Raw genomic sequence first — 19,751 nt, 5'->3', positions numbered from 1 at the left:
GTACGGCCCTCGCGAGGAGCGCCTCCGACCGCCCCCGGTCCGCCGGGCGCCCTAACCATCCACGGAGGTATTGTCAAGAGGGAAAGGCCGCCCTCAGCGGTTTTTTTGTACGTACCACCTTTTTCGTACCGACCTTTTCGCACCCCAGAGAGCATGGACGGGAGAGCACGCGTGACGCGCAGCGTGTACGTGACCGGGATCGACCGCGGGGACGGCCGGCAGGTCGTCGAGCTGGGAGTCATGGAGCTCCTCACCCGCCAGGTGGACCGGGTGGGTGTTTTCCGCCCGCTGCAGCACGACGGACCGGACCGGCTGTTCGATCTGCTGCGGGCCCGATACCGGCTGTCGCAGGATCCGGCGTCCGTGTACGGCATGGACTATCACGAGGCCTCCGCCCTCCAGGCCGAACGGGGTACCGACGAGCTGGTCTCCCAGCTCGTCGAGCGCTTCCACCGGGTCGCGCGGGAGTACGAGGTCGTCCTCGTCCTCGGTACCGACTTCGCCGCCACCCAGCTCCCCGACGAGCTCGCGATCAACGCACGGCTCGCCAACGAGTTCGGCGCCTCGGTGATCGCGGTCGTCGGCGGCAAGGGCCAGAGCGCGGAGTCCGTGCGGGCCGAGACGCGCAATGCCCACCGCGCGTACGAGGCCCTGGGCTGCGACGTCCTCGCCGTGGCCGTCAACCGGGTCGCCCCCGAGGAGCGCGCGGAGATCGCCGAACGACTGGCGGCCCGCCTGCCCGTCCCCTGCTACGTCCTGCCCGACGAGCCGGCGCTCGCCGCCCCGACCGTCGCCCAGATCACCTCCGCGCTCGGCGGCACGGTGCTGCTCGGCGACGACGCGGGGCTCGCGCGCGACGCGCTCGACTTCGTGTTCGGCGGCGCGATGCTGCCGAACTTCCTGAACGCCCTGACGCCCGGCTGCATGGTGGTGACCCCCGGAGACCGTGCCGATCTGGTGGTGGGCGCGCTGGCCGCCCACTCCGCCGGCACCCCGCCCATCGCCGGCCTGCTGCTCACCCTCAACGAGCGGCCCAGCGACGCGGTCCTCACCCTCGCCTCCCGGCTCGCGCCCGGCACCCCGGTGGTCTCCGTCGCCGGCAACAGCTTCCCCACCGCCGCCGAACTGTTCGCGCTGGAAGGCAAGTTGAACGCCTCCACGCCCCGCAAGGCCGAGACGGCACTCGGTCTGTTCGAGCGCCACGTCGACACCGGCGAACTGCTGGCCCGGCTCGCGGTGGGGCGCAGCGGGCATGTCACCCCGATGATGTTCGAGCACGACCTGCTGGAGCAGGCGCGCGCGGACCGCCGCCGGGTGGTGCTGCCGGAGGGCGCCGAGGAGCGCGTACTGCGCGCGGCCGACGTCCTGATCCGCCGGGACGTCTGCGACCTGACCCTCCTCGGCGACACCGAGGTGATCCGCAAGAAGGCCGCCGACCTGGGCATCGACCTCAGCTCGACCCAGCTGATCGACCCCGTCACCTCCGAGCTCCGCCAGTCCTTCGCCGAGCGGTACGCCGAACTGCGCGCCCACCGTGGCGTGACGGTGGAGCTGGCGAACGACGTCGTCGCGGACGTGAACTACTTCGGCACGCTGATGGTGCAGGAGGGCCTGGCCGACGGCATGGTCTCGGGCTCGGTGCACTCCACCGCCGCCACCATCCGCCCGGCCTTCGAGATCATCAAGACGAAGCCCGAAGCCTCGATCGTCTCGTCCGTCTTCTTCATGTGCCTCGCCGACCGGGTGCTCGTGTACGGGGACTGCGCGGTCAACCCGGACCCGGACGCCGAGCAGCTCGCGGACATCGCGGTCCAGTCGGCGGCGACGGCGGCCCGTTTCGGCGTCGACCCGCGGATCGCGATGCTGTCGTACTCGACGGGCACCTCCGGCTCCGGGGCGGACGTGGACAAGGTGCGCGAGGCGACCAAGCTGGTGCGGGAGCGCCGGCCGGAGCTGAGGATCGAGGGCCCGATCCAGTACGACGCGGCCGTCGAGCCGTCCGTCGCGGCGACGAAGCTGCCGGACTCCGAGGTGGCGGGCCAGGCGACGGTACTGATCTTCCCGGACCTCAACACCGGCAACAACACCTACAAGGCCGTGCAGCGTTCGGCGGGCGCCGTCGCCGTCGGGCCGGTGCTCCAGGGTCTGCGCAAGCCCGTCAACGACCTGTCGCGGGGCGCGCTCGTCAGCGACATCGTGAACACGGTGGCCATCACGGCCATCCAGGCCCAGCCCGTGCCGTCCGCGCGGCCGGCCCCGAGCGAGCCGGACGCGCCGGCCGGCCGGCCCGCATCCGTATGACCGCCCCCCGCACAGAAGGCTCCGTGACTGTGACCGCGACCCGCGTCCTCGTCCTCAACTCCGGCTCGTCCTCGGTGAAGTACCAGCTGCTCGACATGCACGACGGCTCGCGGCTCGCCGCCGGGCTGGTGGAACGGATCGGCGAGGAGACGTCCCGGCTCGTCCACACCCCGCTCATCGGCGGCGAGAAGCGCGAGCGCAGCGGTCCCATCGCGGATCACGGCGCGGCGCTGAAAGCGGTCGCCGACGAGCTGGCGTCCGACGGTCTCGGGCTCGACTCCCCCGAGCTGGCGGCGATCGGCCACCGTGTGGTGCACGGCGGTCTGCGGTTCACCGAGCCGACGGTGATCGACGACGACGTACTGGCGGAGGTGGAGCGGCTGGTTCCGGTGGCGCCGCTGCACAATCCGGCGAACATCATCGGTATCCGTACGGCACAGGCGCTGCGTCCCGACCTGCCGCAGGTGGCGGTCTTCGACACGGCCTTCCACACGACGATGCCGGAGGCGGCGGCCCGCTACGCCATCGACGTGGAGACGGCGGACGCCCACCGCATCCGCCGCTACGGCTTCCACGGCACCTCCCACGCGTACGTCTCGCGCAGGACGGCGGAGCTGCTGGGCAAGGAGCCGTCCGAGGTGAACGTCATCGTGCTGCACCTGGGCAACGGCGCGTCCGCCTCGGCGGTCGCCGGCGGCCGGTGCGTGGACACCTCGATGGGGCTGACACCTTTGGAGGGGCTGGTCATGGGCACCCGCTCCGGTGACATCGACCCCGCGGTCACCTTCCATCTGATGCGGGTCGCGGAGATGTCGGCGGACGAGATCGACGCGCTGCTCAACAAGAAGAGCGGTCTGGTGGGGCTCTGCGGTGACAACGACATGCGGGAGATCCGCCGCCGGATCGACGAGGGGGACGAGCGGGCGCAGCTCGCCTTCGACATCTACATCCATCGTCTGAGGAAGTACATCGGCGCGTACTTCGCCGTACTCGGCCGGGTGGACGCGATCGCGTTCACGGCGGGGGTCGGGGAGAACGCGGCGCCGGTGCGGGAGGCTGCCATGGCAGATATGGAGGGATTCGGTCTGACGCTGGACCGTGAGCGGAACGCCGCCCGTTCCGACGAGGCACGGATTATTTCCGCTTCCGAGGGGCGGGTCGCGGTGGCCGTGGTCCCGACGGATGAGGAGCTGGAGATCGCGCAGCAGACATTCGCCCTGGTCACGAGCGGTTCCCGGACGGGAAATCCCTGATTCCCCGCCAGGTATCGCCTGAGCGGAGTCCCGCCCATTTGTACTTTCCACCAGACGGAATATTCCGAGTCGAAACAAACCGATAGGATCCGCCTTATGCGCCGTTCCAAAATCGTCTGCACGCTGGGCCCCGCCGTCGACTCGTACGAGCAGCTGAAATTGCTCATCGAGGCCGGTATGAACGTGGCCCGATTCAACATGAGCCACGGGACCCACTCCGAGCACGAGGAGCGGTACCACCGCGTCCGCAAGGCCGCCGAGGACACCGGCCGCGCCGTCGGCGTGCTCGCCGACCTCCAGGGCCCCAAGATCCGTCTGGAGACCTTCGCCGAGGGACCCGTCGAGCTGGTCCGCGGTGACGAGTTCATCATCACCACCGAGGACGTGCCCGGCGACAAGTCCATCTGCGGCACCACTTACAAGGGCCTGCCGGGCGACGTCTCCAAGGGCGACCCGATCCTCATCAACGACGGCAACGTCGAGCTGCGCGTGGTCGAGGTGACCGGCTCGCAGGTGAAGAGCATCGTCGTCGAGGGCGGTGTCATCTCCGACCACAAGGGCATCAACCTCCCCGGCGCGGCGGTCAATGTCCCGGCCCTGTCCGAGAAGGACATCGAGGACCTGCGCTTCGCGCTGCGGATGGGCTGCGACATGGTCGCGCTCTCCTTCGTCCGCGACGCGAGTGACGTCAAGGACGTCCACAAGGTGATGGACGAGGAGGGCCGCCGGGTCCCCGTCATCGCCAAGGTGGAGAAGCCGCAGGCCGTCGAGAACATGGCGGACGTCGTCATGGCCTTCGACGGTGTGATGGTCGCGCGCGGCGACCTGGCCGTCGAGTACCCGCTGGAGCGGGTCCCGATGGTGCAGAAGCGGCTCATCGAGCTGTGCCGCCGCAACGCCAAGCCGGTGATCGTGGCGACCCAGATGATGGAGTCGATGATCACCAACTCCCGCCCGACGCGCGCCGAGGCGTCCGACGTGGCGAACGCGATCCTGGACGGCGCGGACGCGGTGATGCTCTCCGCCGAGTCCTCGGTCGGCGCGTACCCGATCGAGACGGTCAAGACGATGTCGAAGATCGTGGTCGCCGCGGAGGAGGAACTGATCTCCAAGGGCCTCCAGCCGCTGGTCCCGGGCAAGAAGCCGCGCACACAGGGCGGCTCGGTGGCCCGCGCGGCCTGCGAGATCGCCGACTTCCTGGGTGGCAAGGCCCTGGTCGCCTTCACCAAGTCCGGCGACACGGCCCGCCGTCTGTCCCGCTACCGCGCGGAGCAGCCGATCGTGGCGTTCACGACGGACGAGACGACGCGCAATCAGCTCGCGCTGAGCTGGGGCGTGGAGTCCTATGTCGCACCGCACGTCGACAACACCGACGCGATGGTGGACCTGGTGGACGCGGAGCTGCTGAAGCTCCAGCGGTACAACGAGGGCGACATCATGATCATCACCGCCGGTTCGCCTCCGGGCGTGCCGGGCACGACGAACATGGTGCGGGTGCACCACCTGGGCGGGGAGTCGAAGGACTGAGGTCCTTCCCGCACGTCGGGTACGAGCGAGGGCGGCGCGCCGGTTCACGGGAACCGGCGCGCCGCCCTCGCTTGCTTCACGCCCCCTTCACGGAAAGTCTCGCCCGCCTCCGCATACGGAGGGTCCTTCCGCTGCTGTGTTCGATATGCAATGATCTCCTGGCCTTCGGGGGGAAGGCCGGGGGATGCCGCGCCCAACAGGGTTGCGCAGAGGGCTTGTTGACCATGTTCGACCGTGCCTGATCTATCGTCGGTCACCGGGGAGGCGTCGCCTTCCCACCCGTTTCCCGTCCGTACTTCCTTCCTGGGCCGACCTTTTGCCGAAAAGACAGGCTGAGAAGTGCGAAGAAGCATGCTGCCCCAACCCGGACGCGCAAGACGCGCCTGGACGAAGGGGTTCGCGGGGACCGCTCTGGTCACCGCGTCCTCGATCCTCATGGGCCTGGTGTACGCCGTACCCGCGCAGGCGGACGAACCGGGGGACAATCCGACCGACCCGTGGCTGAGGACGCTGCGGATCAGCCTGGGCGCGGACGCCCGGAAGGACCGCTGCCAGGTGGCCCGGGCCGTCCACTACGGCGGGCCCGAGATGAAGGCCGTGGCGAACACGGCGCTGTCGGGCACCGACGCCGACATCAAGGCCGCCTGGAAGGACTGGCACTTCGGCTTCGGTCCTCTCGGTGAGGCACAGACGGCCGACGAGGCCGCGGCCGGCGCCCGCCGTGACGCCTTCCGCGTCCGTCAGGACAAGCTCAACGAGACGAACAAGCCGTACGCGCACACCAACAGCGTCGGCGGGCGGGACTACCACGCACCGGAGTTCGGCGGAGACATCCTCGCCTTCGCCACGAAGGAGCGGGAGTTCTCCTACAAGACGGGCGAGGACCCCACGCCCAAGCCGGGCAAGGCTCCTCTGGACAAGGCCAAGGAGGTCATCGCCGCCTTCGACACCTCCGGTGACACCTGGGAGACGAACTACAAGCCCGTCGCCCGTGACGCGGTGGTGGGACTCAACAACGGTGAGAGCGGACGTCCCGGTTCGGCCAACGACGTCGCCAGTGTGCTCCGGTTCGGCGGCTTCCTGAAGACCGCGCCCGAACCCGGCTCCCTGGAGCACCGGGCGGAGGTCGAGTCCCTGAAGGTGGCCTGGGCAGGCTGCGACAGCGACAACCCCGTCGACCACTACCGCGCGCTCACGGGCGTGGTGGTGGACGCGTACTCCGAGTGGGAGGCGGAGTACACCGGGCAGACCAAGCAGCGCCAGGAGATCGCCGCCGCCGAGCTCACCACGTCCAAGGAGGTCCGGGTCGCCACCGAGGCGATGCTGGAGTCCATCCGGCAGGCGTGGCAGGCGGACCAGATCCTGTACTTCCAGAAGTACTGGGCGGGTCAGCCCAAGGACAGCATCCTGCGCCCGAAGCCCGCGGTCTTCACCAAGGCCGCGGCCGACCTGACCGCCGCCCGCAAGGCCGCGGCGGCGCAGGTCCCGATCGCCGACAAGGCCGTCGCCACCGCCAAGACCGCGGCCGACAAGGCGTCCGCCTCGCAGAGCGCGGCGTGGGCCATCGCGGACGCGGCCAAGACGCCGCGCGGCCGCGGGCTGATGTACGCCCAGCAGTCGGTGCAGGTCACCAAGGCCTCGTACGCGGCGACCCAGGCGGCGGCGAAGACCGCACTGACCGCGTCCAACGCGGCCAAGGCGACCGTCGCGGACAGCCAGGCGCTGCTGGCGCTCGCCAAGACGCAGTCACACGCGCTGAACACGGAGTTCCGCAAGGCAGCGGCCCTGGAGGCCGCCGCACAGGCCAAGTCCGCCGCCGCGGCCGCGGACGCGCAGGCCAAGGAGGCCGCGGCGAACGCGGCGAAGGCGAAGACCGCGCAGGGCACGGCCGAGGCCGCGGAGCAGACGGCGAAGGCGGGTGCCGCGGAGGCGAAGAAGCAGCGCGGGATCGCCGAGAAGGAGAAGGGGATCGCGGCGGCGGAGCGCGCCAACGCGACGAAGGAGCGGGAGAAGGCGGCCGCTGCGGAGCAGCGGGCCGGCAGCGAGCGGGAAGCCGCGGGACGGGCCCGTACGGCAGCCGAGTCGGCCGGTACGACAGCGGCAGCCAAGCGCGATCAGGCCGAGGAGGCGGAGGCCGAGGCCTACTTGGCCCGGGACGCCGCCATCGAGGCCGAGCGGGAGAAGAAGGCGACCGCGTCACGCGCCGCGGCGCTGGAAGCGGCCGCCGCAGCAGCGGAAGGCACAGCCGCCGCGGGAGAAGCCCGCGAGGCGGCGACCGAGGCGCGCAGCGCGGCGAACGACGCGGCCGGGGCTGCCACTCGCGCGCGGGCCGCGGCCAACGAGGCCTCGACCGCGGCCGTGAACGCACGCGCGGCCGCCACCAGGGCCCAGGGAGCGGCGTCCCGCTCGCGGGCCGCGGCGGACAGCGCCTGGTCGGCGTACATGACCACGCATGCCGCCGCCGCGACCGCCCACGCAGCGGCCGCGGACGCCATCGACGCGGCTGCCGCCGCCCGGACCAACGCCAAGAACGCGGAGGCCGAGGCCAAGAAGGCCCAGGCAGCTGCGGTCAAGGCGCGCCAGGAGGCAACGGCGGCCAAGGCCGAGGCGGACAAGACGGCTGCCTGGGCCGTCAAGACGGCCGGGTTCGCGTTCGCTGCCGGTCAGGCGGCAACCGCCGCGCGTGACGCGGCGACTGCGGTCACCAGGGCCGCGAACGAGGCCATCACGATCGGCGCGCCGTATCAGGAGACCGACACGTCCGCGGCCTTCGCGGTACTCGTCGGGCAGACCTCGAAGACGATGGCCGAGCAGCAGGCGGCAGCGGCGAAGGCCAAGTCGGACGAGGCCGCCAAGGCTGCTGCCACGGCGAAGGCTCTGGCCGACAAGGCCGCCGGGGACGCCAAGATCGCGGCGCAGGCCGCCGCTGCCGCGGCTGCCGACGCCGCCAAGGCGCTGGCGTCCGTCGCGGCCGCTCGTGCCTCGGCAGCGGAGGCGGAGAAGTCCGCCGCCGCCGCGAAGAAGGCGGACCTCGCCGCCCAGAAGTACGACCAGGAGGCCGGCACCGACGCCGTCTACGCGGGATTCGCCGCCACGGACGCCGAGTCGGAGGCGGCCGCCGCCGACCGCGAGGCCACCGACGCCGAGCGGGACGCCGCGAGCGCCCGCGCCTCGGCCGGTGCGGCGGAGAAGGACGCGGCGAGCGCCGATGCCACGGCGACCAAGGCCGAGAAGGACGCCACGGCTGCCGAGACCGCGGCGAAGAACGCGGACGGCGCGGCCAAGGACGCGGACTCGGCGGCCGACCGGGCCGAGGCCGATGAGCGCAAGCGGCTCGAAGAGGCCCGCAAGGCCGCGATGGAGTCCGGTGACACCGGGGCCGAAGGACCCGCCGAACCCGGTCTCAGCGCCGATGACGAGGCAATTCTGCTGGCTCAGTGCGGTCAGCAGTGCGTCGACCAGTTCCGTGAGGCGCTGGCGGCGACGAACAAGACCGTCATCGACTGGGTGCGGGAGAACGGCGGCGAGATCCTCCTCGAGGTGCTCGGCGTCAACAACGTCAAGCGCTGCTTCGGAGAGGGCGACATCGAGAGCTGCCTCTGGTCGCTCGTCGACGTCGGCAGCCTGGTGCTCGTGGTCGGCAAGCTCCCGGCGGTGACGAAGGCGATCGTGGCCGTGGTCAGCGGAGTGGCCAAGTTCTTCGAGAAGGCCCGCTGGGGCAAGAAGGTACTGAAGTCCCTCAGGGAGATCATCGAGAAGTACCGCAAGGGCGAAGTCGTCGAATGCGCCGTCGATCTCATCGAGGCCGGTGCGAGTGGCCTGCCCAGCAGCAAGGGCAGCTCGCGCGCACTCGCCGCGAAGGGCAAGGCCAAGAAGTTCTGCGGGATCGATCATGTCGGACAGCTCTATCCCGACTTCTGTGAGAAGGGGCTGCACATCAACCTTCGCAAGACTCCGTCGCTGAAGGAGGCCGAAGTGTCCATCGTTCCCGACCACAACGGAGGCTTCACCGGCAAGGCGGTCGAGGGCGTCTCCCGGCTCGCAACTCCCGAGGAGGTCGCTGCCACGGTCGCGGAGGTCAAGAGGGATCCGTATCTGCGTCTTCAGCTGAGGAACCGGGCTTTCGAGGGCATGAAGCAGTTCAACATCCCGGGCAAGCCGAAGCGAGACAAGGATGGCAACCTGATTCCGACGTTCGGCGGGCCGTGGGGTTGCACGACGAACCGCGCGGCGGAGCTGCACCGTATCGTCAAGATCATGGACAAGCTGGGCGTGGAATAGTCAGACACCATGCGGTGGTGCGGCCGTAGGCAACAACGGTCGCACCACCACCAGCCATCCGATCCGATTGCCACCATGACTTCCATGAACATCACCGACGTGTTGACGCAGTTCGCAGCGACGGGCGGCGTTGGCCCCTTGCGACCACTCGCCGCCCTGGGCGACATCACAGCGAAGCTCGGGCCACCTCAGGACGTGGGCCGAGTTGCGTCGAAACGCCATTGGCCGCATTGGTACCGCTACGGTGACGTCACGCTGGAAGTGTGCCGATGCCAGGTGGTGAACCGGGTCAGGATCGACACATATCGTGACACGGTAACCGTTCCCACGGAGGCCGGGAGGCTGACGACCTTGCGAGCCAGGGCCGCGTACGGCCCTCTCGAAGCGGCTCTTGCGGCCAAGGGCATCATCTGGACGACCGTCCTGGAATCCGACGTCGGCTGCACGACCGAGATCGAACTCCCCGACGAGGTGACCATCCACTTCACCTTCGTGGGCAACAGCCCGGTCGCCGGCCCGGAGGGCCTACCGGTCCACGGCGCCCAAGCCCAGGAGTTCACACATGCCTGCGGTCCGGCGAAGCCGGACGACCAGAACCCCGACTGCTGACAACTGTGGGCCGTACCCCTTGCAAGGGATACGGCCCACAGCCTTCTCGCGGCTCCCGGAGGACTCAGTTCCCGGTGTTCCCACCGGTGAAGTAGTTGTTCAGACCCGGCACCGTCAGCGTCCCGCCGAACTGGCCCGCCTGCTTCACCTTGGCGTTGGTGAAGAACGCGAACGGCACGTTCAGCGGCGGCGGGCTCGTCGGGCTGAAGGTGATCGGGATGAGGCCGAAGAGGTTGCCCTTCAGCTCCTCCGTGTACATCGTCACCGTGCCGCTGCGGATCGTCGAGGTGGAGCCCTTGTCCGCCTCGACATGCGCGGTCGTCCCGTTCGGGCCCTCCACCAGCTGGTGCAGGTCCTTGATGTCCACGCCCGAAGCCGTGAACTTCAGCACCTTCTTGATCTTGCCGCTGCCGGTCTTGACCTCGACGATGCCCTTGTAGTCCAGGCCCGTCAGGGTGAGCAGCGAACTCTCCAGCACCCAGGGCTCGTCCGGGAGCAGCGGGATGCCCGGCTCCAGGTCGGCCGCGGCCAGCGCCTTGGGGTCGGCCTCGGGGCACGGGAAGCGCGGCTTGGCACCCTCGGGGATGTCCGTGTCGCTCTTGGGGTCGAGGCTCTTGACCGCGGCTTCGAGCTCCTCGGTCGTCGCCCCGGCCTTGTCCGCCGCGTCCTTGATGGCGTCCTTGACCTTGTCGGTCTTGTCGTCCGCCTCATCGGCCTTGTCGGCGGGCTCGGCCGACGGCTTCTCGTCCTTCGGCTCCGTGGGCTTCGCCGTCGGCTTCTCGCTCGGCTCGTCGGCCGGCTTCTCGCTCGGCTTCGCCGTCTCGCTGGGAGTCGGCGCCGGCGTGGCCGTCGGCTTGTCGGGGCCGTCGAACAGGTCCTTGAGCGCGTCACCCACACCCAGCGGATCCAGCGGGTTCCTGGTCTCCGACTCGGTGGGCGTCGGGGTCGGCGTCGGCTTCGCCTCGTCCGGCTTCTCCTCGTCGGCACGCCCCGGGTCGGAGGCGGACGGCGTGGTGTCCGGCTTCGGCTCGGTGGTGTCGTCCTTACCGTCGTTCTCGTCGGCCGGAGCGGTCGAGGAGGGGTCGGGCGTCTCGGACGCCTCGTCGGACGGCTTGGCCGACTCGGAGGGCTTGGGCGACTCGGACTCCGCCGGCTCGTCCGAACGTGTCACGCACGGACCGGGAGCGAAGGGAATGTCCTTGTCATCGGCGAGCGCCAGCTTGGGGGTGAGGCCCATGCCGACGAAGACGGCGGTGGGCATCGCGGCCAGGGCCATCGCCTTGCCCGCAGGCCTCTGGAGCTTGGTCAGCAGCGACTTCCTCGGGGCCGCGTGCCGCGGCCCCTTTCTGACCTGTGCCCCATCGCCCCCAGCCGTGGTCAGCGGTGTGACATCACCCTGCACTGTTCCTCCCGCCGTTGGATTCGATGGTGGTGTCGTGCGTGTTCGCGCCGTAGGGGCCCCAGGGCTCCGGATCGGCGCCACCCGCCGGCTCGGCCGGTGCGGATGCGGCGGTCTTGTCCTCGGCCGGCTCGGGCTGCGGCTTCCCGGGTACCCAGGCGATCGCCAGCGCGCCACCGAGCATCGACAGCAGGAATCCGACGATGAAGCCGCCGAGGTTGGCGATCGGGATCGAGATCAACGCGAGCAGGATCGAGGCGATTCCCGCGAAGACACGGACGATGTGGTGGAACCACATCGTCAGGCCCAGCGTGACCAGCAGGACGCCGATGATCAGCGAGCCCGCCCCCGCGGTCGTCGCCATGGAGAGCGTCATGTGCCCGAGCTTGAACGTCGCGTACGGGAAATAAGCGATGGGGATTCCGCCGAGCAGGGTGAACAGTCCGGCCCAGAAAGGCCGCTGGCCCCGCCACGTGCGGAAGTTCCGCCGAAGGACGCGGAGGAAGTGCTCGTCCCGTCCCGGTGACACTGCAGACTCGGCGCTCATGGAAAACAGCTCCCTGGAACTGGCATTGCTGTGTGAAGAGTTGGGCGGGCGGGCGCAGCCGTGAGAGCTCTACCCGCCCGCCCGGACGGGATGACCGTCAGTAGCACTCGACCCCGTCGCCGGAGCCCTTGAGCAGACGCATGCTCAGTCCGCTGAGCTCGAAGGTGCCGGCGGTGGTCGCCCAGGCCTTCTGCTCGACGTTGGTGAGCTCGGCACGCTCCGCCTGCTGGGCGAACCCGTTGGGCAGGATCGACTCGTCCTTGACCGCGGGGCCCTTGCCGGTCCCGGGGTTGTCCGTGTCCTTGGCCGCGACGCCGATGTCGATGTTCGTGAACTTGGCGTTCGCGTCCAGCGAGGACACGTCCAGGTACAGGTTCTTCGCCTGGACCGGGGTGCCCTTGTCGCCTGCCTTCAGCCTCAGCGTGATCTTGCCAACGAAGGGCACGTCGGTGACGACCGACTGGCACATCTTGGTGATCGACGCGTTCTTGAAGGTCGAGATGGCGACCGGGTGCGCCGTCTTCTCGTCGCCCTTGAGGTCCTTGTACCCCATGTCGACGCCGCCGTACTGGGCGAACCCAGTGCCGTCAAGATAGCCGGCGGTGACCTTGAACTCCTGGCCGGACACAGCGAACGACGCGGCGAGCGCGCCCTGTGCCAGACCGACGCCTATCGCAGCCGTTGCGGCCACGCTCGGCACCATGACAAGGGCGAACCGCTTCCATCTGGTTCCACCCCGAGTCACTGACTCCATGACTTTCCTCCTTCTCGGACGTACATCTCCGGTCCGGACCGTGGGTCCGTCCTGGGATGGGAGAAGTGCTACGTCCTCGGGAAGGAGAGCGCCTGTACTTTCAGGCGCATCCGCGTCCGAAACACCGGCGATCACCCCCGAGCGACAACCACTGGTCGCGCCTGACACGCATCACGCACAACCTGTCGGACAGGCCCCGCCGTTCGGCAGGAACCCCCCTGTCCGCGACCGGCGCCACTGCCGCCGGTCCACCCGGTGGGGACCCAACGACCACGGCGCGGCTGGGGGCCGGGCTGGTGCGGTATTGGACCGAGCGTCGCCGATCGTGGTCCATTACCGGCCGCGACACAAGGGGGTTCGTTACTCACTAGTAACGGCCTGATAACCACGCCACGACGGGCTGATGCCGACCGGCCACGCAGGGTGCAAGGGGTCGCCTTGCCAGAAAGGTGGATTGCCGCCAATAAGCGGACAGAACAAGCCGGTTGATTTACTACGAGTAACAGCTCGCTGATTTACCAAGTTTTGGTAAAGAGCGGCCGCGTTCTGTCACCTTGTCGCCAAAACGGCGATGGCGCCTCACCAGCGCCACCGCCGCAAACCCCACAGACCTGGCGGAACGGAATGTTCGGCTCAGGCAGCTTCAAACATGGCTCAGAACAGCACCCTGGCGAGCGCGGAACGCGCCGCCGTCACGCGGGGGTCGTCGGGGCCGACGACCTCGAAGAGTTCGAGGAGGCGCAGCCGGGCCGCGTCGCGGTCCTCGGCGGTCGTACGCCGCACGGCCTCGACGAGACGGCCGAAGGCGTCCTCCACATGGCCGCCCACCAGGTCCAGGTCCGCCGCGGCGATCTGCGCGTTCACGTCGGCCGGCTTCTCGGCGGCCTCCTGGCGCACCTTCTGCGGATCCATGTCCTGGACACGGCCCAGCAGTTCGGCCTGGGCGAGACCGAGCTTCGCCTCCGTGTTGCCCGGGTCGTCGGACAGCACGTTCTTGTACGCCTGGACGGCACCGCCGAAGTCGCCCGCGTCAAGAGCCTGTACGGCCGCTTCCAGCAGAGCGTCGTAGGGGCCGGCGGGCACGGGCGCCGGGGCCGTCTCCTCACCCTCCGCAGCCGCGTCGACCGCGATCCCGGTGAGACCGAAGCGCTCCTCGGCGACCTGCACCAGCTGGTCCAGCGTCTGGCGGATCTGCGCCTCGGGGGCCGCTCCCTGGAAGAGGGGGAGCGCCTGCCCGGCGACGACGGCGAACACGGCCGGGATGCCCTGGATCCCGAACTGCTGCATCAGCATCTGGTTGGCGTCGACGTCGATCTTGGCGAGGAGGAAACGGCCGTTGTACTCCTGCGTCAGCCGCTCCAGCAGCGGGCTCAGCTGCTTGCAGGGCTCGCACCACTCGGCCCAGAAGTCGATGACGACCGGGACCTCGGCGGAACGCTGGAGGACGTCGCGCTCGAAGCCCGCCTCGTCGACGTCGATCACCAGGCTGGAGGGGGCTACGGCACCGCCGCCGCCGGTGCGGGCGGACTCGGCACGAGCCTGCTCCGCCTTGGCCTTGGCCTCTCCGGCCGCCTTCACCGCGGCGAGGTCGACGACGCCGCTCATGGACATGTTCCTAGGCTGCATGAGTACATCCTCCCCCCTCCGCGCACGCATGGGAAAAACACGGTCACAGGACCGCCGTACGGGTACTGCTCGAAGAACGCGGCGCGGGGTCCCCACCCGTGCGCCAGTGTGGTTGTCGCGGAGCCGGTCACAGCTTTCGCTACGGGTCGTAGCGTAACTGCACCAGTCCGGCCGCGTGTGAGATTTTTCCGGTGAACTGCCTCACAACGAAACGCCTACCGGCCGGTATGGTCGCCGACATGTGCCGCCACACTTCCCCCAAACCCGTACGTACCGGGCGTACGGGCCGCCCTCGTAGCGCCGAGGCCGACTCCGCGATCCTGGACGCGACCCGGGCCGCGCTCGTCGAACTGGGCTGGTCGAAGCTGACGATGGGCGATGTGGCGACCCGCGCGGGGGTCGCCAAGACGACTCTCTACCGCCGCTGGACGAACAAGAGCGAGCTCGTGGTCGATGCCGTCGCCGTGCTCTTCGACGAACTCGAACTTCCCGACCTCGGCAGCCTGGAGGCCGATGTGCGGGGCGTGGTGCTCCAGTTCGCGGCGCTGCTGGAGCGGCCGGAGGCCCGGACCGCGCTGATGGCCGTGGTCGCGGAATCCACCCGGGACGAGGCGCTGCGGGGCCGTATCCGTACGGCGATCGTCGAGCGCCAGAAGCTGTTGGTCCTGGAGGGGCGGGCGCGGGCACAAGCGCGCGGGGAGCTGCCGTACGAGGCGGACGAGGAGACGGCGGCCCGCAACGCGGACCTGATCTTCGATGTGATCGCGGGCGCGGTGGTCCACCGGCTGCTGGTCAGCGCGGAGCCGGTGGACGAGACCTGGGCGGCCGGCTTCACCCGCCTGTTGCTGTCGGGCCTGGCCTCCCTGCAGAACTGACACGGGAGGAACCGGCACACGGCAGAACGGGCACGGGCGGCGGGGAGAATCCCGCCGCCCGTGCCCGTGTCAGCAACCGGCCGTGGCCGTGGTGTTCAGAAGCCCGGCGGTTCGGTGTACGTGCCCCACTCGTCCCGCAGCGCGTCGCAGATCTCGCCCAGCGTCGCCTCCGCGCGGACCGCGTCGAGCATCGGTCCGATCATGTTGGAGCCGTCCCTGGCCGCCGCCAGCATCTTCTCCAGCGAGGACCGGACGAGGGCGTCGTCGCGGTGCGCCTTGCGGTCCGCCAGGATGCGCACCTGCTCACGCTCCACCTCGTGGCTGACCCGCAGGATCTCCAGGTCGCCGGTGACCGAGCCGTGGTGGACGTTGACGCCGACGACCCTCTTGTCGCCCTTCTCCAGCGACTGCTGGTACTGGAAGGCCGACTCGGCGATCTCGCCGGTGAACCAGCCGTCCTCGATACCGCGCAGGATGCCGGAGGTGATGGGACCGATGGGGTGCTGCCCGTCGGGGTGTGCCCGGCGGCCGCGCTCCTTGATCTGGTCGAAGATCTTCTCGGCGTCCGCCTCGATGCGGTCGGTGAGCTGCTCGACGTACCACGAACCGCCCAGCGGGTCCGCGACGTTGGCGACACCGGTCTCCTCCATCAGCACCTGCTGGGTGCGCAGCGCGATCTCGGCCGCCTGCTCGCTGGGGAGCGCGAGGGTCTCGTCCAGGGCGTTGGTGTGCAGGGAGTTGGTGCCGCCGAGGACCGCGGAGAGCGCCTCGACCGCGGTGCGTACGACGTTGTTGTAGGGCTGCTGGGCGGTGAGCGAGACGCCGGCGGTCTGAGTGTGGAACCGCAGCCACTGCGCCTTGTCGGTCTTCGCCCCGTACTCCTCCTTCATCCAGCGCGCCCAGATCCTGCGCGCCGCGCGGAACTTGGCGATCTCCTCGAAGAAGTCGAGGTGCGCGTCGAAGAAGAAGGAGAGGCCGGGCGCGAAGGTGTCGACGTCGAGGCCCCGGCTGAGCCCGAGTTCGACGTAGCCGAAGCCGTCGGCGAGGGTGTACGCGAGCTCCTGCGCGGCCGTCGCGCCCGCCTCGCGGATGTGGTAGCCGGAGACGGAGAGCGGCTTGTACGCGGGGATGCCCTGCGCGCAGTGCTCCATCAGGTCGCCGATCAGCCGCAGATGAGGCTCGGGCTGGAAGAGCCACTCCTTCTGGGCGATGTACTCCTTGAAGATGTCCGTCTGGAGGGTGCCGTTGAGCACGGCCGGGTCGATGCCCTGGCGCTCGGCGGCGACGAGGTACATGCAGAAGGCGGGCACGGCGGGCCCGCTGATCGTCATGGAGGTGGTGACATCGCCGAGCGGGATGTCCTGGAACAGGACCTCCATGTCGGCGGCGGAGTCGATGGCGACACCGCAGTGGCCGACCTCACCGAGCGAGCGGGGGTCGTCGGAGTCGCGGCCCATCAGGGTGGGCATGTCGAAGGCCACGGAGAGTCCGCCGCCGCCGTTGGCGAGGATCATCTTGTAGCGCTCGTTCGTCTGCTCGGCGTTGCCGAAGCCCGCGAACTGGCGGATGGTCCAGGTACGGCCGCGGTAGCCGGTCGGGTAGAGCCCTCGGGTGAAGGGGTACTCCCCCGGCCAGCCGATGCGCTCGAAGCCGTCGTAGTTGTCTCCGGGCCGGGGCCCGTAGACGGGCTCCACCGGATCCCCGGAGAGCGTGGTGAAGTCCGCGTCCCGCTTGCGGGCCTTGTCGTAACGGGCCTGCCAGCGTCGGCGGCCTTCCTCGATGGCGTGAGCGTCCATACCCTCGAATTTACTAGGACGTCCTAGTAAATGTCGATGGGAAGCCCCCGCGAGCCGTCGGCGCACGGGGGTGGGGCTAGGCCTCGACTGCCGCGGTGGAGCCGTCCGTGATCAGCGGACGGACCTCGCGGGTGATCTTCGGTTCCACGAAGAAGCTGGCCACAGGGATGCAGCCGGCGGCCAGCACCCACAGCAGCTTGCCGAACGGCCACTTCGCCTTGGAGCCGAGATCGAACGCGAAAATCACGTAGATGATGAACAGCACACCGTGGATCTGCGAGATCAGCATGGTGTCGCCGGTGTCGAACCCGTACTTCAGGATGATCGCGCCGGTGAACACGAGGAGCCACACGGCGGTGATGTAGGCCATCACCCGGTAGCGGGTCAGCACATTCGCTTTCATGGCACCGAGCGTAACCGGGCGCAAGGGGCGATCTTCGGGCGGGTGGGACGGTACGGGGCCCGGCCCTGCCGCCGGCCGGCGCACTCAGGACACCCGGCCGCGTACCGCCGGGAACGCCGGGCTACGCGTCGTCGAAGTCGTGCGCCGACAGCCGCAGAGGACGCAGCATCGCGAAGATCTCCCCGCACTCCTCGGAGTCGTACGCCCCGAGCCCGAAGTCCATCCCCATCAGATCGCGCGTGGCCGCCTCCACGACCTCCCGCCCCTTCTCCGTGATGGAGGCGAGGGTGCCGCGGCCGTCGTTGGGGTTGGGGCGCTTGTCGACCAGACCGGACCTGACCAGGCGGTCGACGGTGTTGGTCACCGAGGTCGGGTGGACCATCAGACGCTCGCCGATCTTGGACATGGGCAGTTCGCCGGCCTTGGAGAAGGTCAGCAGCACCAGCGCCTCGTACCGCGCGAAGGTCAGCCCGTACGGCTTGACGACGGAGTCGACCTCGGCGAGCAGGATCTGCTGCGCGCGCATGATCGAGGTGATGGCCGCCATGGAGGGGACGGGACCCCAGCGCTGCTGCCACAGTTCGTCGGCGCGCGCGATGGGGTCGAAGGGGAGGCTGAGGGGCTTCGGCACGGCACCGACCCTACCGACAGGTCATATGGCGGTCAGCCCCGTCTCGCCCTTCGGTCCGCCGGGCTTCGGCGACCAGCAGCAGACAGCAGACGGTGCCGATGACTCCGGCGCCCGTCACGACCGTGCTGACCGCGTAGAACTCCGCCGCGAGACCCGCGAGAGCCATGCCCACACCCTGGATCGTCATCAGCCCGGCCGTCATGAGGGTCATGGCCCGGCCGCGCAGCTCGTCGGGCACCGCCTCGATGAACCACCGGTCCACACCGAGGGTGTACGCGCTCGTGGCGCCGGCGACGACGAGGACGAGCAGAGCGAGAGCGAGGCCGGGCGTCAGCGCGAACGCCACCAGGGGCAGCAGGGAGACGGCGGCGAGCGGGAGGGCGATACGGGCGCGGGTGCCCGGGCGCAGCGCGGAACCGGCGTACAGCTCTCCCGCGATCGTGCCCGCGGGCAGCGCGCACATCAGCAGCCCCAGACCGGCGGGTCCGATGCCGACGGCGTCGGCGTAGGGGGTGGCGAGGACCTCCGGCGCGACGCTGAACATGGGCGGCACCCAGAACAGCAGCATCAGCACCCGCAGCCTGCGGTCGGCGAAGACCTGGCGTGCTCCGGTGAGCGACGAGCGCAGCAGGGCGCCGCTGTCGCTGTCCCGGGCGGGGCGGCGCTTCGTCCCGAACCGGAGCAGGAGCGCGGAACCGAGGAAGGTGCAGCAGGTGACGGCGAGGGCGCCGCGCGGCGGCACCACGGCGAGCAGCAGCCCGCCGAGCCCGAAGCCGGTCAGCACGGCGCTCTGGGACACGATCCGCAGCAGCGAGCGGCCGAGGACGAAGAGGTCGCCGTCGCCCAGGATGTCGGCGAGGGTGGCGGTCCGCGTCCCGTTGAACACCGGTGAGACGGCGGCGATGGCACAGCGGAGGGCGAGCAGGACGGCGACGGGCGTGAGGGGCAGCACCATCGCCGCGGCGCATCCGGCGCACACGAGATCGCACAGCACGAGCACCCGTCGCGCGGGGTACTTGTCGGCGACCCCGGCGAGCAGCGTCCCGCCCACGAGGTACGGCAGGAAGCCGAGCGCGAAGGTGAGGGCGCTCAGCAGGGGCGAGCCCGTGAGCCGGTAGATCAGGACGGTGAGGGAGATCTCGCAGACGACGACGCCGAGCAGGGACATGAGGTGGGCGACGAAGACGGCGCGGAACTCGCGGACGCGGAAGACGGCGCCGTAGCCGTGCGGGGGGCCGGTCGGCAGGGCGGGCGGGGATGGCGGGGCACCGCCGGCGGGGTGCGCACCGGCATCATCCGCGAAGCCGGGTGGCTCACCGGCACCTTCCGCGAAGCCGGAGTGCGCACCGGCATCTTCCGCGAGGCCGGAGTGCGCACCGGCATCATCCGCGAAGCCGGGTGGCTCACCGGCACCTTCCGCGAAGCCGGAGTGCGCACCGGCATCTTCCGCGAGGCCGGCGTGGGCACCGGGATCATCCGCGAGGCCGGGGTCCGCACCGACGGCCTCGGCGGTCGCGAGGTGCGCCTCGACCGCCGCCTCGGCCGCGGGGCTCGTCGCGACGGGCTGCGCACCGCCGGCTTCCACGGTCGCGGGACCTGCACCGACCTGGTGCACATCGGCGGCTGCCGCATCCGCAGGGCCCGCGCCGACTGCTTCGGCGGGACCGCCGGACCACGCGTCCGCGGGCACGTTCGTGCCGCCGGCTGCGGAGGGCGGTGGGAGAGAGGGACGACTCATGGGCGCAGCCT

General features: G+C 69.9%; 14 protein-coding genes. 6 read left to right on the top strand and 8 right to left on the bottom strand.

Annotated features, from left to right (window positions below; translation table 11 throughout):
• Nucleotides 1-171 precede the first annotated feature (171 nt).
• The 5 genes from pta to ACQPWZ_RS25215 all read left to right on the top strand — a co-directional run bounded on the left by pta (nt 172) and on the right by ACQPWZ_RS25215 (nt 9,971).
• On the top strand, nt 172-2,301 hold the full coding sequence (pta, locus tag ACQPWZ_RS25235; RefSeq protein WP_433572440.1) for a phosphate acetyltransferase: 2,130 nt from the start codon (nt 172-174) through the stop codon (nt 2,299-2,301).
• The gene (locus ACQPWZ_RS25230) at nt 2,298-3,554 is read left to right on the top strand and encodes an acetate kinase (RefSeq protein ID WP_340475483.1); all 1,257 of its coding nucleotides are present in this window, start codon (nt 2,298-2,300) and stop codon (nt 3,552-3,554) included. The genes pta and ACQPWZ_RS25230 overlap by 4 nt, the downstream gene beginning before the upstream one ends.
• Before the next feature lie 96 nt (nt 3,555-3,650).
• Complete coding sequence (gene pyk / locus ACQPWZ_RS25225) at nt 3,651-5,081, top strand: pyruvate kinase (protein ID WP_340475482.1); 1,431 nt, start codon at nt 3,651-3,653, stop codon at nt 5,079-5,081.
• 351 nt (nt 5,082-5,432) lie between these two features.
• Nucleotides 5,433-9,362 (top strand): ALF repeat-containing protein, encoded by a 3,930-nt coding sequence (locus ACQPWZ_RS25220; RefSeq protein WP_433572439.1) that lies wholly within the window; start codon nt 5,433-5,435, stop codon nt 9,360-9,362.
• 84 nt (nt 9,363-9,446) lie between these two features.
• On the top strand, nt 9,447-9,971 hold the full coding sequence (locus ACQPWZ_RS25215) for a hypothetical protein (protein WP_433572438.1): 525 nt from the start codon (nt 9,447-9,449) through the stop codon (nt 9,969-9,971).
• Nucleotides 9,972-10,035: 64 nt separating this feature from the next.
• On the opposite strand, the gene ACQPWZ_RS25210 is transcribed toward ACQPWZ_RS25215, so the two are convergent.
• The 4 genes from ACQPWZ_RS25210 to ACQPWZ_RS25195 form a co-directional block, all read right to left on the bottom strand.
• A complete protein-coding gene (locus ACQPWZ_RS25210) occupies nt 10,036-11,373 on the bottom strand; it encodes a hypothetical protein (RefSeq protein ID WP_433572437.1) in 1,338 nt (445 codons plus the stop codon).
• Nucleotides 11,363-11,917, bottom strand: a complete 555-nt coding sequence (locus tag ACQPWZ_RS25205) for a DUF6114 domain-containing protein (protein ID WP_433572436.1) — start codon at nt 11,915-11,917, stop codon at nt 11,363-11,365. The genes ACQPWZ_RS25210 and ACQPWZ_RS25205 overlap by 11 nt, the downstream gene beginning before the upstream one ends.
• Before the next feature lie 97 nt (nt 11,918-12,014).
• Nucleotides 12,015-12,671, bottom strand: a complete 657-nt coding sequence (locus tag ACQPWZ_RS25200) for a DUF6230 family protein (protein WP_433572435.1) — start codon at nt 12,669-12,671, stop codon at nt 12,015-12,017.
• Between the two features lie 654 nt (nt 12,672-13,325).
• Complete coding sequence (locus ACQPWZ_RS25195; protein ID WP_356706710.1) at nt 13,326-14,297, bottom strand: tetratricopeptide repeat protein; 972 nt, start codon at nt 14,295-14,297, stop codon at nt 13,326-13,328.
• Between the two features lie 239 nt (nt 14,298-14,536).
• Here ACQPWZ_RS25195 and ACQPWZ_RS25190 point away from each other — a divergent pair, with 239 nt between their 5' ends.
• Nucleotides 14,537-15,172 carry a TetR/AcrR family transcriptional regulator gene (locus ACQPWZ_RS25190; RefSeq protein WP_313944020.1) on the top strand — a complete coding sequence of 212 codons (636 nt, stop codon included), beginning with the start codon at nt 14,537-14,539 and terminating at the stop codon, nt 15,170-15,172.
• 95 nt (nt 15,173-15,267) lie between these two features.
• Here the strand turns inward: ACQPWZ_RS25190 and ACQPWZ_RS25185 are convergent, their stop codons facing one another.
• The 4 genes from ACQPWZ_RS25185 to ACQPWZ_RS25170 form a co-directional block, all read right to left on the bottom strand.
• The gene (locus tag ACQPWZ_RS25185) at nt 15,268-16,968 is read right to left on the bottom strand and encodes an acyl-CoA mutase large subunit family protein (protein WP_340475474.1); all 1,701 of its coding nucleotides are present in this window, start codon (nt 16,966-16,968) and stop codon (nt 15,268-15,270) included.
• A 76-nt stretch (nt 16,969-17,044) separates the two neighbouring features.
• Nucleotides 17,045-17,371: a DUF3817 domain-containing protein gene (locus ACQPWZ_RS25180; RefSeq protein ID WP_433572434.1), complete on the bottom strand. Its 327-nt coding sequence runs from the start codon at nt 17,369-17,371 to the stop codon at nt 17,045-17,047.
• 121 nt (nt 17,372-17,492) lie between these two features.
• Entirely contained in the window at nt 17,493-18,002 is a 510-nt protein-coding gene (locus ACQPWZ_RS25175; protein WP_340475472.1) for a MarR family winged helix-turn-helix transcriptional regulator, read from the bottom strand.
• 10 nt (nt 18,003-18,012) lie between these two features.
• A complete protein-coding gene (locus tag ACQPWZ_RS25170; protein ID WP_433572433.1) occupies nt 18,013-19,740 on the bottom strand; it encodes an MFS transporter in 1,728 nt (575 codons plus the stop codon).
• Nucleotides 19,741-19,751: the final 11 nt, after the last annotated feature.

This window comes from Streptomyces sp. CA-251247 (genome assembly GCF_050952975.1).
GTDB lineage: Bacteria > Actinomycetota > Actinomycetes > Streptomycetales > Streptomycetaceae > Streptomyces > Streptomyces achmelvichensis.
The sequence above is the reverse complement of the archived record's forward strand: the minus strand, read 5'-3'. Positions and strand labels throughout refer to the sequence as shown.

Excerpts from the sequence above, each read along its gene's own strand:
- pyk (WP_340475482.1), top strand. The coding sequence starts at position 3,651 with ATGCGCCGTTCCAAAATCGTCTGCACGCTGGGCCCCGCCGTCGACTCG.
- ACQPWZ_RS25215 (WP_433572438.1), top strand. The coding sequence starts at position 9,447 with ATGAACATCACCGACGTGTTGACGCAGTTCGCAGCGACGGGCGGCGTT.
- ACQPWZ_RS25200 (WP_433572435.1), bottom strand. The coding sequence starts at position 12,671 with ATGGAGTCAGTGACTCGGGGTGGAACCAGATGGAAGCGGTTCGCCCTT.
- ACQPWZ_RS25170 (WP_433572433.1), bottom strand. The coding sequence starts at position 19,740 with ATGAGTCGTCCCTCTCTCCCACCGCCCTCCGCAGCCGGCGGCACGAAC.
- ACQPWZ_RS25205 (WP_433572436.1), bottom strand. The coding sequence starts at position 11,917 with ATGAGCGCCGAGTCTGCAGTGTCACCGGGACGGGACGAGCACTTCCTC.
- ACQPWZ_RS25230 (WP_340475483.1), top strand. The coding sequence starts at position 2,298 with ATGACCGCCCCCCGCACAGAAGGCTCCGTGACTGTGACCGCGACCCGC.
- ACQPWZ_RS25190 (WP_313944020.1), top strand. The coding sequence starts at position 14,537 with ATGTGCCGCCACACTTCCCCCAAACCCGTACGTACCGGGCGTACGGGC.
- ACQPWZ_RS25195 (WP_356706710.1), bottom strand. The coding sequence starts at position 14,297 with ATGCAGCCTAGGAACATGTCCATGAGCGGCGTCGTCGACCTCGCCGCG.
- ACQPWZ_RS25185 (WP_340475474.1), bottom strand. The coding sequence starts at position 16,968 with ATGGACGCTCACGCCATCGAGGAAGGCCGCCGACGCTGGCAGGCCCGT.
- ACQPWZ_RS25220 (WP_433572439.1), top strand. The coding sequence starts at position 5,433 with ATGCTGCCCCAACCCGGACGCGCAAGACGCGCCTGGACGAAGGGGTTC.
- ACQPWZ_RS25180 (WP_433572434.1), bottom strand. The coding sequence starts at position 17,371 with ATGAAAGCGAATGTGCTGACCCGCTACCGGGTGATGGCCTACATCACC.